Origin of the sequence: Pseudomonas sp. Fl5BN2, from assembly GCF_009908205.1 — a bacterium.
In the GTDB taxonomy this organism is placed as follows: domain Bacteria; phylum Pseudomonadota; class Gammaproteobacteria; order Pseudomonadales; family Pseudomonadaceae; genus Aquipseudomonas.
The window spans coordinates 155,492-167,171 of the sequence record NZ_JAAARL010000004.1 but is presented as its reverse complement, the minus strand read 5'-3'; the positions used below and the strand labels follow the sequence as shown (position 1 = coordinate 167,171).

Sequence of the window (11,680 nt, the reverse complement as noted above, 5' to 3'; positions counted from 1 at the left end):
CTCAACGCCCCTTGAAGGTTGGCGTGCGTTTTTCCATGAAGGCGCTGACGCCTTCGCGGTAGTCCTCGCTGCGCCCGGCCAGGCGTTGCAGGTCACGCTCCAGCTCCAGTTGTTCATCGAAGGTGTTTTGCAGGCTGGCATTGAGGCTGCGCTTGATCAGCGCCAGGCCGTAAGTGGGCTGGGTGGCCAGGTGGCGCGCCAGTTTCAAGGCTTCATCGCGCAGGGTGGCATCATCCACGCATTGGTAGATCAGGCCCCATTGCTCGGCCTGTTCAGCGCTCAGGCGATTGCCGAGCATGGCCAGGGCCTTGGCCCGGGCCATGCCTACCAGTCGCGGCAGGGTCCAGGTGCCACCGGAATCAGGAATCAGGCCGATCTTGCAGAAAGCCTGGATAAAGCTCGCAGAGCGGGCTGCCAGCACCAGGTCACAGGCCAGCGGGATATTGGCCCCGGCGCCGGCGGCAACCCCATTCACTGCGCAGATCACTGGCAGCGGCAGGTCGCGCAGTTGGCGGATCAGCGGGTTGTAGAACTGCTCGATGGACTCGCCCAGGTCTGGCACCGCGCTGCCCGGGGCGACATTGCGGTCGCTGAGGTCCTGGCCGGCGCAAAAGCCGCGGCCTTCGCCGGTCAGCAGCAGCACGCGCACGTCGGGGTTGCTGCGCACTTGCTTGAGCGCTTCTTTGACTTCGCCGTGCATCTGGCTATTGAAGCTGTTCAGTTGTTCGGGTCGATTGAGACTGAGCAGGGCAACGCCCGCTTCGACGGAAAACAGAATGTGTTCGAAGTTCATGGTCTTGGCGCTCTCTGGAAGGTCGTGCGAATCGGTGATTCGGGCTCAAAATCCGCTGAAATTGGGGCTGCGCTTGTCCTGGAAGGCGCGGATACCTTCCTCCCGGTCCTGGGTGCCAGCGAGCACGGTAAAGGCCTGGCGCTCAAAGCGCAGGCCGCTGGCGAGGTCAGTGTCCATGGCCTTGAGCACTGCTTCTTTGGCCAGGCGCACGGCCAGCGGGGCTTTGCTGGCAATCAGGCGGGCCAGTTGCAGGGCGCGCTCGACGGTGAGTTCGGCGGGGGTGATTTCACTGATCAGGCCAGCACGCAGGGCGTGGCGGGCGTCGATGGCGACACCGCTGAGGACCATCTGCATGGCCAGTGACTTGCCCACGGCCCGCAGCAGGCGCTGCGTACCGCCAGCGCCGGGCATGATCCCAAGGTTGATCTCCGGCTGGCCGAAGCGGGCCTCTTCGCCGGCGATGATGATGTCGGCGTGCATCGCCAGTTCACAGCCGCCGCCAAGGGCAAAACCGTTCACTGCAGCGATCAGCGGTTTGTTGAAGGCGGTGATACGTTGCCAGGACGCCTGGCGCGGGTCGTTGAGCATGCCCACCAGGTCGCGTTCGGCCATTTCCTTTATATCTGCGCCGGCGGCAAAGGCCTTGGCGCTGCCGGTCAGGACCACTGCCCCGGTACCGTCGTCGGCCTGGGCTTCGCTCAAGGCGGTGGCCAGTTCGTCCAGCAGTTGAGTGGTGAGGGCGTTCAGCGCCTGGGGGCGCTGCAAGGTAATCAGTTGAACGCCGCCGGTGAGGCGTTCAACGACAAGGCATTGAGGCATGGCGGATGCCCTCGGGTGCACGGCGGCCAGGGGCCAGCTCATTATTGGATCGGCTTGGGTAGCCGGTTTTGACCGAGTATATCGCCAAAGCGATACAGTAATGCAATTTTAAAATTGATTTAATGTGTCTTGTTGTTGGTTTTTGCTACGGCCTGAAAATGTCGGCGTTGGCAGCGAGATGGCAGGTTGCCTATTGTTCATTGGGGCTTTAAGGCATTGATCTTCTAGGTGATGTGACTTGTCGATGGGGGTGTAAACGATACGTTTTATTGTTTTGTTGTTATGAATTGATGTGATACAAAATGCGGGAGACTTGCATTAGCTTTGTTCACTCCTCTTGGTGATGCTGCACAAGGACCTCTTCATGACCTGCTACAGCCTCGATGGCCTGACCCCGGTGATCGATCCCAGCGCTTATGTTCACCCTTCGGCGGTACTGATCGGCGATGTGATCATCGGTCCTCACTGCTATGTCGGGCCCCTGGCCAGCCTGCGGGGCGACTTCGGCCGGATCATTCTGGAGGAGGGCGCCAATCTGCAGGACACCTGCGTGATGCACGGTTTTCCTGACAGCGACACAGTGGTCGAGCGCAACGGTCATATTGGCCACGGCGCGGTGCTGCACGGCTGCCGCATTGGCGCCGATGCGCTGGTGGGCATGAATGCGGTGGTGATGGACAACGCCAGGATCGGCCCGCGTTCATTTGTCGCTGCGGCGGCCTTCGTCAAGGCGGGGTTTGAGTGCCCCCCCCAGTCACTGGTGATGGGCACGCCGGCCAGTGTCAAACGCACCCTCAGCGATGCGGAGCTGGCCTGGAAGCAGGCCGGGACCCGCGAGTATCAGCAACTGGCCCAGCGTTGCCTGACCCGGATGCAGGCTTGCGAGCCCTTGAGTGCGGTCGAAGCCGATCGGCCGCGCATCGGCGCCAGCGGTTTTCGCCCCAAGGGCACACAATAAAGGCCGGGCGAGGGTGTAGCCCGCTGAAATCCGGTATATTTCTTCCTTTTTCCTGGTACGCCCATGTCGTCCCTAGTGCCATTGAATCATCTGATCAAACGTTTTCAGGAGCAGACCCCGATTCGTGCCAGCTCGCTGATCATTACCCTCTACGGTGATGCCATCGAGCCTCACGGTGGAACCGTATGGTTGGGTAGCTTGATCCAGTTGCTGGAACCCATCGGCATCAATGAACGGTTGATCCGCACCTCGATCTTCCGCTTGAGCAAGGAGGGCTGGCTGAGCGCGGAGAAAGTCGGCCGCCGCAGCTATTACAGCCTCACCGGCACTGGTCGCCGGCGCTTCGACAAAGCCTTCAAGCGTGTCTATAACGCCAGCGTGCCGGCCTGGGACGGCTCCTGGTGGCTGGTCATGCTCTCGCAACTGAGCCAGGACAAACGCAAGCAGGTGCGCGAAGAGTTGGAGTGGCAAGGGTTTGGGGCGATCTCCCCGGTGCTGCTGGCGTGCCCACGCAGCGATCGCGCGGACATCAACGCCACCTTGGGCGACCTGGGTGCGCAGGAAGAAACCATCGTCTTCGAAACCACCGCCCAGGACGCGCTCGGTTCCAAAGCCTTGCGCCTGCAAGTGCGCGAGAGCTGGAACATTGATGAACTGGCGGCCCACTACAGTGAATTCATCCAACTGTTCCGTCCGCTTTGGCAAGCCTTGCGCGAACAGGAGCAACTGCAACCGGCCGACTGCTTCCTGGCCCGCCTGCTGTTGATCCATGAGTACCGAAAACTGCTGCTGCGGGACCCGCAACTGCCGGACGAGCTGCTCCCGGGGGATTGGGAAGGCCGCGCGGCGCGTCAGCTGTGTCGCAATATCTACCGGCTGATCCAGGCCAAGGCTGAAGAATGGCTGGCCACCGCCCTGGAAAACGCCGATGGCCCGTTACCGGATGTCGGCGAGAGCTTCTACCGGCGCTTTGGCGGATTGACCTGATCGGCCTGCGCCATCCTGGTCCAGGCATCCGTGGCGTTGTGTGTCTCGCACGACGCTGTCCAGTACCTTGAACCTGCGGTGCAGGGGCTGAACTTAAATAACCATCGACCTTTTAATTTGTCCTATCCTAGGGACGCATGCATCTAGCGCGCAACTAAATCTAGAGTATTTCAGAAGCATTGCAGCTGGATGACTTCATGTGGAAGTTCAGGTGATTTGCAGTAAGGAGAGCATGACCAGGCACCGGTATTCGGTCCTGCAGGGAAAGCAGACAGATAAAGGGAATTTCAATGAGAGTGATACGAAACTTCGCGGTAAAACTTTGCCTGGCCGGTATGTTTGTTGTTGGGGGTGGCTTGGTCAGCGCTTCGCAACTTGTTCCGGCGTTCGGGCTGGCAAATGATCAGTATGCCAAGTCTCCGGGCCCCTACAGTGTCAGTACCAATGCCGTCCTGAGTGATTGTCGCGGTTTGCTGGGGGTGCTGGCCAGAATCATGCTCTTGGACAACAGTCTTCAGTGCAATCAATCCTTTCCCTACGGTTTTTCCAGTCCGATTTCAACCAGCGTCTATTATCCGAGCAATATAAAGAGCCTGGATAAGTTGCCGGTAGTCAACTTTGTAGGGGGTATTCTTTCCAATCAGGGGCAATATACGGATTTGTTGAGGCTGTGGGCGAGTTATGGCTTTATCGTGATCATTTCCTCCGACTTCATCAATACCGCACCGACCATGCATGTACTCGGTGCGCTTGAATTGAGCAAGCTCAACCAGGACCCGACCTCGCCGCTGTTCGGCAAGGTCGATCTGTCACGCACCATCGTGGCGGGGCACTCGGCGGGAGGTGGAGCCTCGATTCTGTCGTCAAGTCTCTTGCCAGAGACCTTGAAGGCTATCGACCCGCAACTGAGCTTCATAGGTTCGCTTCCGATCGAACCCGGTCCGATTGGGCTTGGCTCTACGGTGAAGACTCCTACCTTGGTACTCACGGGAGCCGCGGACGTGGTGGTGCCGGCGTGGGCCTGGCCGCGAATCTGGCAGGGCGGGTTGATCCGCACAGTGCCGGGGTGGAGCGCCACGGCCCATAACGCCACGCATTTCAGCCCGGTGAGAAGTATCAGGGAAGACGAGTTCGCGGGTATTACCACTGCATGGATCCTATACATTGGCAAGAATGAGCCGGCGGCCAAGGAGTACTTTGTCGGCGAAGACTATAAGCTCTCCCGGGACCCGCAGTTTATCCGTCTGCTGTTCAATCCACTGCGAGTTCAACGCAATGAAGTGGCGGACAACCTTCAATAAGGTGGTTGCCCGAGTTAGATTGCAGGAAAGGCTGTTTGCATGAGAACGCTCGAGAGCAGGTGTTAACTGCTCTCGGCTCAAGTTTGTAGTCATGGTCATGCCTATAGGCATTTATTCATAGGTTGACCGGTTCGATCTGGCCCTTCGTGAAATCGGGTGTTTTGTTCATGGAATATTCTTCCAGTTTCTGGCAATTATCGGTTATTCGCGAGCAGGTCAGCAAAACTGAAATCCGGTTCTTCAGTCATGGATGAAATAACTGCAATACCAATGTCACTGCATTGTTATTTGAAATGAATACCTTGCATGCAGCGTTATATATCGCACTGCAACCACAAGGACTCTATAAGCCATGCCCAGTCTTTCACGCAGGAAGCTCTTGCAAGCGGCCGCCATCGGTTCTTTCTTTTCATCCTTGCCAGTGGCTATTCGCCAGGCCTTGGCGATACCGGCCAACAACCGCACGGGGACGATCAAGGACGTTGAGCATGTGGTCATCCTGATGCAGGAAAATCGCTCTTTCGATCACTACTTCGGCACCTTTCCCGGTGTTCGCGGTTTCAGCGACCGTTTCACCATTCCGCTACCCGGTCAGCGCGAAGTCTGGGAGCAGCAGGGCAAGGGCCGGCGGGTGATGCCCTATCACCTGGACAGTGCCCGGGGTAATGCCCAGCGTGTCAGTGGCACGCCGCATTCCTGGGCGGATGCCCATTCGGCCTGGAGCGACGGGCGCATGAGCGCCTGGCCGACCCATAAGACCGCCACCTCCATGGGCTACTACCGCGAGCAGGAGTTGCCGTTCCAGTTCGCCCTGGCCAACACCTTCACCCTGTGTGACGCCTACCACTGCTCGGTGCATGCCGGCACCAACCCCAACCGGCTGTTTCTCTGGACCGGCAGCAACGGCCCAACCGGTGGGCAGGTCGCTGCGGTGGTCAACGAATGGGACGGCCCGGGAGCGGTGAACGTCGGCTACACCTGGAAGACCTACCCCGAGCGCCTGGAAGAGCAAGGCGTCAGTTGGAAGGTTTACCAGCATTTACCGGACAACTTCGGCGACAACCCACTGGCGGGCTTTCGCCAGTACCGTGCCGCCAGCGTGCAGGTGGGCAACCCGGCGCAGCCGCCGAAGGACTTCAACGCCTTTGTGCCCTACAGCGATGCCTTGAACGCCGCGGCTCCTCTGTACAAAGGCAATGGCAATACCCTGCCGGCCAGCAGTGGCAGCAACCTGGAAGCGATCATTGGCGGATTTCGCAGTGATGTGCAGGCCGGCAAGCTGCCCCAGGTCAGTTGGATTGTCGCGCCGGCGGCCTATTCCGAGCATCCTGGCCCATCGAGCCCGGTGCAGGGCGGTTGGTTCACTCAGGAGATTCTCCTGGCGCTGACCAATAATCCCGAGGTCTGGAGCAAGACCGTGCTGTTGCTGACCTACGATGAAAACGATGGTTTCTTCGACCATGTGCCGTCGCCTTCGGCACCTTCCCAGCGCCCGGACGGCAGCTTTGCCGGCAAGTCCACCCTGGGTTTCGATAGCGAGCTGTTCAAGCATCCGGCGCCGGCCGGTTCGACCCAGCAACCACGGCCCGATGGCGGTGTATATGGGCCTGGGCCGCGGGTGCCGATGCTGGTGCTGTCACCCTGGAGCCGCGGCGGTTGGGTCAACTCGCAAGTGTTCGACCATACCTCGGTGCTGCAATTTCTCGAGAAGCGCTTCGGCGTCAGGGAGCAGAACATCAGCCCATGGCGCCGTGCGGTCTGCGGCGACCTGACGTCGGCGTTCAACTTCGTCGACCCCAACCACGAGCCGCTTCCGGCCCTGCAGACCACCACCCGCCAGGCCGCCGACAGCCTGCGCCAACGCCAGGAAAAACTGCTTCCGGTACCGCTGCCTTCGGCCAGCCAGCAATTGCCACCGGAGCAGAAGCGCCTGGCACGACCCTCACGGGCATTGCCCTATCGCCTGCATGTCGACAGTCAGGTCGATGCCAAGGCTCGGACGTTGTCGCTGAGCCTGCAGAACACTGGGGGGCAGGGTGTGGTGTTCCACGTCTATGACGGCCTGCACCTGAGTGACATTCCTCGTCGCTATACAGTGGAGGCCGGCAAGGCACTCCAGGACACCTGGTCGGTGCTAGAGAGCTACCAGCTCTGGGTGTTGGGCCCCAACGGTTTTCACCGTAGCTTTCACGGCAATCTGCAACAACGCCAGCCTGAACTGCTGGTGACTTCCAGCAACAACCAATTGCAACTGACCCTGAGTAATCCGCGGGACCAAGGGATTTCCATCAGCATCGATCGCTGTCCTTACACTCAGCAAGGTCCATGGACTCTTGCAATACCGGCGGGAGGGGAGTTGCGCCAAGTCTTCGCCTGTCAGTCCAGCGGTGGCTGGTACGACCTGACGCTGCACAGTGACGGTGGCTGGTTGCGCAGGATTGCCGGGAGACTGGAGACCGGGATGCATAGCATCAGCGATCCTTTAATGGGGCGGCAATGATGGTTCTTTTGCAGGGATCGGCAAGCACTGTTGCCCATCGCCGAGAGCGGGCGGGCTTGCTGAATTCATTACAGCAAAAGCAACTAATACCCTGAGGGTAGAAGTTGTGGCCAGGTTGGATAGATAGCCTGCTTAGTTGTTTGCTTTAAATAACGGATCACCGCTTGCGGTGATCCGTTAGCAACATCACTTACTTGGGCATCGCCCAGGACTGCAGTGCGTAACCGTCCTGGCTCAGTTCGGCGCGAGCTTGTTTCAACAGGTCTTCCAGCTGGGCTGGATCAGAGTAGGCGCTGCTGGGAATCTGGGTGTGGCCGATACGGGTGCTGGTACGGTCGATGACGCTCAGGCTCAGCTCGCCGTGTCCGTCCTGTGGGGCCCAGGCCACGCATTGGAAAGGCTGGAATGCGCGGTCGGCGATCAAAAGTGCTTCGTTGATACGGAGCGGGGCGTTCATGGGGTCTTCTCTCTATGTGCCCAATCAAATGATGTGCCGTCGGCTGGGCTTACCGTTCGGCTGGTCACTTGTACTGATGCACCGAGGTGTCGATCAGGTCACACGGAAAAACAAGTTTTTACAACTTTCGAGCTCACACCCTGTGGCAGAGCCCTTAGTTATGGGGTTTTTAACAAATAGCTGCGACAATCAGTCGCTCGCAACGATGTTAAGCCCGCACATTAGTTCCTTTGGTAAGCAGCGCTATAAGCAATTGATACATTCAGCTGTCAAGTTCTTGCTAATGTTACAGCCAGGTTTGACAAACCACTGTTTCTAATAACTTTTCCACTCTTTGGCGCCAAGGAACAGTCATGCTCGAAGCTCCCGTGCAGCGCCGTTTGCTGGTGGTCGACCCTTGTGATGACTGTCATCGCCTGGTACCTGGATTGCGCACCGTAGGCTGGGATGTCGACAGTTGTGACCTGCAGTCCGCCCGAGAGCGCTCGTGTGATGTCGGCCTGCTGCGCCTGCAACCCTTTCATCTGGAGCGGCCGGAAGCCGTCAAGGACCTGATCAGCCACAGCGGCACTGAGTGGATCGCGGTGTTGAGCCAGGAAGTGCTGCGCCTGCAAAAGGTCGGTGACTTCGTCTGCGAATGGTTTTTCGACTTTCATACCTTGCCGTTCGATGTGTCTCGGGTCCAGGTGACATTGGGCCGGGCCTTCGGCATGGCGCGCCTGCGCGGGCAGGGTTCGATTCATGTCGACCAGCCCGAGCACGAATTGTTGGGGGACAGCCGGCCGATCCGTGATCTGCGCAAGCTGCTGAGCAAATTGGCACCCACCGAGTCACCGGTACTGATCCGCGGGGAAAGCGGCACAGGCAAGGAGTTGGTGGCGCGTACCCTGCATCGCCAGTCCCAGCGTCATGACAAGCCCTTTGTCGCGATCAATTGTGGGGCGATTCCGGAGCACTTGATCCAGTCCGAACTGTTCGGCCATGAAAAGGGCGCCTTTACCGGTGCCCATCAGCGCAAGGTCGGACGTATTGAGGCGGCCCACGGCGGCACCTTGTTTCTCGATGAAATCGGCGATCTGCCTTTGGAACTGCAAGCCAATCTGCTGCGCTTCCTCCAGGAAAAACATATCGAGCGGGTCGGCGGCAGTCAGCCCATTCCAGTGGATGTCAGGGTATTGGCCGCGACTCATGTGGATCTGGAGGCGGCCATCACCAGTGGGCGCTTCCGAGAAGACCTGTATTACCGGCTGAATGTGCTGCAGGTGATCACCGCGCCCTTGCGCGAGCGTCATGGTGACCTGGGGATGCTGGCCAGTCATTTCGCACATTTCTACAGTCAGGAAACCGGACGGCGCCCGCGCAGTTTCAGTGAGGATGCGTTGGTCGCCATGGGCAAGCATGATTGGCCGGGCAATGTCCGCGAGTTGGCAAACCGTGTCCGGCGTGGTCTGGTACTGGCCGAAGGGCGGCAGATCCAGGCCAGTGACCTGGGATTACACAGCTTGCTGGGCCAGGACCTGGCGATGGGCACTCTTGAAGACTACAAGCACCGTGCTGAACACCAGGCCTTGTGCGATGTGCTGAACCGGCACAGCGACAACCTCAGCGTGGCTGCGCGAGTGTTGGGTATCTCGCGTCCGACGTTTTACCGTTTGCTGCACAAGCACCAGATCCGCTAGGGCGGGGAGAAGCGCCAAGGCCCGCTGCGATGAGGATCGCAGCGGGCCTTGGCGTTTTTTTGTGACGTGATGAGCCTCAGAAGTAGTACGGGAATTTCAGGCTGAAGGTAAAGTCCGGCGCGTCCTGGGTCATGCCCAGGGACAGGTTTGGCACAATGGTTAGGTGTTCGGTAGCGGCAATGGTCATGCCGACGTTGAAGTAGGCAGCGTTGGCATCGCTGGAAACGATCGATTGCCAGTCCTGGCCGTTGTACTTGATCTTGCTTTTCCTTTGGATCTGGTCAGATACCGAGAACGCCATACTCATCTTCTCGTTAAGGGCAAAGGCTACACCCGCACCAATCTGGAAGCTGTCGCCCAGTTGCACCTTGCCGGGGGCCTTGACCGCCGGGTCGGGGCTGAGGTCACTGAAGGAATCTTCCATGTTATAGGTGTAGGACAGGCTGCCGAACAGCACCGCCGGGTCGAAAGTCTTGACCAGGGAGATCCCGGGGGTAATGGCCCAGACGCCGTTACCGGTTGGTAGGCTCTCAGGCACTTTCAGACTGTCGCTCTTGGGTGATGTGACGAATTTGATACCGAAAGGATCCTTGCCCGTGGGGGCCTTGACCCGAAGGCTGAAGACGGCGTCAGGCAGGTTGTCCGACTCATCCAGGAACTTGTAGGCGACCCCGACGTTGACGTCACCCAAGGTCGGGTTACGGGTGATGGTTTCTTCGGCAAGGCTCCCGCCGCTACCACCGTTGGCTCCCCCTGACTGGTAGGTGGACTCGCGGTAGATCACTGGCGCGTTGATGTCGAACTGCCAGCGGTTATTGAGGTTGTAGCGAGCGGTCAGGTCCATGGTCCAGGTGTCGGACTTGATTCGATCCAGGTTGATATTGCCCAGAAAGATCGAGTCCAGGGCCAGGAAGCCGTTGAGGGTCAGTTGGCGAGTGTCGTAGCGGGCATAGGTCAAGCCTGTTTCAATGCTGAACTTACCGCCGCCAAAGAAGCCGCTGGCCTCGTCGTAGAGGTTGGTCACACTCTGCGCCGGTGCCGAGTCATCCTTGAGTGATTGACCGTAGCTTGCTCCCCCGGCAGCGCCCCCGGACGCTGCTGCAGCCCCTCTGCCGGCAACCTGCTGGTTGCCTTTCAAGTCGGCCGGTGATTTTGCCAGGCGCTTGGGCGGTGGCGCTACAGGCTGGTCCTCAACCTGTCGTACACGTTGTTCCAGCACTGCCAGCGCCTTCTGCTGCACTTCGTAACGTTGCTTCAGCTCCAGAAGTTCCTGTTTTAGGGTTGCTACATCCGCGTCGGGCGCTGCTTGCAGCGCTGCCGCCGGAAATAGCGTGCTCAAACACACCACCGCGCGCAGTGAAACCGATCGATACATGAAATAAACCTTCCCTTGTGAACCCCAATGGTCGAAAGGAGCGTAGTTCAGAATTTCATGTTGCGCAGTCCATTGAGCGTGGTCAGGTTGCAGTCCAGCGCTCCGGTGCTGGGGCCGTTGTTTTGCAGCACTACATTGAGTTGGGTCAGGTTATTGACCAGGTTGTTGTTACCCAGCAGCCGGGTGTTCTGCAGGACGTTGCCCTGGGCCACCTGCTGCAGGGTATTGCCTTGATTGCTGTTGGCCAGGATCGCCATCTGGACCCCGCCATTGACTGCGGAAACCGAAACACTGCCGGCGGGACCGCTGCCTGTGATGGTCTGGCCGCTCAGCAAGGCCTGGCCCGGATTGCTGAGTATGACCGGAGCCTGATTGGCTTCGCTCACGTTGATGCTGACATTGTTGTAGGCCGTGTTGCCGTCACCTGCGGCACGCACGCTCTGTGTCACGCCCTGGTTGGCCGCCAGGCCTGCGCCTCCGATGACGTTGCCGGTGCCCAGGGAGGGGGTTGTGCCGTTGCCGGTCTGGTTGATGGTGGTGACATAGAATTGCGGGGTTACGGTGGCTTGCTGGACCTGCAGGGTGCTGGTGGCGCCAATCAGGTCGCCACTGGCATTACGCCAGGTACTGCTCATGACGATGCCGAAACTGATGATCCGTCCCGGCATCACATAACGGCCACGCAACTGCGAGAGTTCCTGGTCCTGAATTTCGATCGGTTTGAAACCAGCATGGGCCGGAAGAGCTGCTGCCAGGCAGGCCGCAGCCAACCAGTATGAAGTCTTCATCTGCTGCTCCTGGAGCGTCCTGC

10 protein-coding genes are annotated in these 11,680 nt (G+C 59.2%); 5 read left to right on the top strand and 5 right to left on the bottom strand.

Annotated features, from left to right (window positions below):
- Window position 1: 1 nt before the first annotated feature.
- Window positions 2-793, bottom strand: a complete 792-nt coding sequence (gene paaG, locus GV819_RS07085) for a 2-(1,2-epoxy-1,2-dihydrophenyl)acetyl-CoA isomerase PaaG (RefSeq protein ID WP_161754890.1) — start codon at window positions 791-793, stop codon at window positions 2-4.
- A gap of 45 nt (window positions 794-838) precedes the next feature.
- A complete protein-coding gene (gene paaF / locus GV819_RS07080) occupies window positions 839-1,612 on the bottom strand; it encodes a 2,3-dehydroadipyl-CoA hydratase PaaF (protein ID WP_161754888.1) in 774 nt (257 codons plus the stop codon).
- A 364-nt stretch (window positions 1,613-1,976) separates the two neighbouring features.
- Here paaF and paaY point away from each other — a divergent pair, with 364 nt between their 5' ends.
- The 4 genes from paaY to GV819_RS07060 all read left to right on the top strand — a co-directional run bounded on the left by paaY (window position 1,977) and on the right by GV819_RS07060 (window position 7,358).
- Window positions 1,977-2,570 carry a phenylacetic acid degradation protein PaaY gene (paaY, locus tag GV819_RS07075; RefSeq protein WP_161754886.1) on the top strand — a complete coding sequence of 198 codons (594 nt, stop codon included), beginning with the start codon at window positions 1,977-1,979 and terminating at the stop codon, window positions 2,568-2,570.
- Between the two features lie 63 nt (window positions 2,571-2,633).
- Window positions 2,634-3,557: a phenylacetic acid degradation operon negative regulatory protein PaaX gene (paaX, locus tag GV819_RS07070; protein WP_161754883.1), complete on the top strand. Its 924-nt coding sequence runs from the start codon at window positions 2,634-2,636 to the stop codon at window positions 3,555-3,557.
- Between the two features lie 290 nt (window positions 3,558-3,847).
- Window positions 3,848-4,858, top strand: a complete 1,011-nt coding sequence (locus GV819_RS07065; protein ID WP_161754881.1) for a poly(ethylene terephthalate) hydrolase family protein — start codon at window positions 3,848-3,850, stop codon at window positions 4,856-4,858.
- A 352-nt stretch (window positions 4,859-5,210) separates the two neighbouring features.
- Window positions 5,211-7,358: a phosphocholine-specific phospholipase C gene (locus GV819_RS07060; protein WP_161754879.1), complete on the top strand. Its 2,148-nt coding sequence runs from the start codon at window positions 5,211-5,213 to the stop codon at window positions 7,356-7,358.
- 190 nt (window positions 7,359-7,548) lie between these two features.
- On the opposite strand, the gene GV819_RS07055 is transcribed toward GV819_RS07060, so the two are convergent.
- Window positions 7,549-7,815: a hypothetical protein gene (locus GV819_RS07055; protein WP_161754877.1), complete on the bottom strand. Its 267-nt coding sequence runs from the start codon at window positions 7,813-7,815 to the stop codon at window positions 7,549-7,551.
- A gap of 353 nt (window positions 7,816-8,168) precedes the next feature.
- On the opposite strand from GV819_RS07055, the gene GV819_RS07050 reads away from it, so the two are divergent.
- Window positions 8,169-9,494 carry a sigma-54 dependent transcriptional regulator gene (locus GV819_RS07050; RefSeq protein ID WP_161754875.1) on the top strand — a complete coding sequence of 442 codons (1,326 nt, stop codon included), beginning with the start codon at window positions 8,169-8,171 and terminating at the stop codon, window positions 9,492-9,494.
- 76 nt (window positions 9,495-9,570) lie between these two features.
- Here the strand turns inward: GV819_RS07050 and GV819_RS07045 are convergent, their stop codons facing one another.
- Window positions 9,571-10,869, bottom strand: a complete 1,299-nt coding sequence (locus GV819_RS07045) for a transporter (protein WP_161754873.1) — start codon at window positions 10,867-10,869, stop codon at window positions 9,571-9,573.
- Window positions 10,870-10,916: 47 nt separating this feature from the next.
- Window positions 10,917-11,657, bottom strand: a complete 741-nt coding sequence (locus GV819_RS07040; RefSeq protein ID WP_161754871.1) for a hypothetical protein — start codon at window positions 11,655-11,657, stop codon at window positions 10,917-10,919.
- Between the last annotated feature and the right edge of the window lie 23 nt (window positions 11,658-11,680).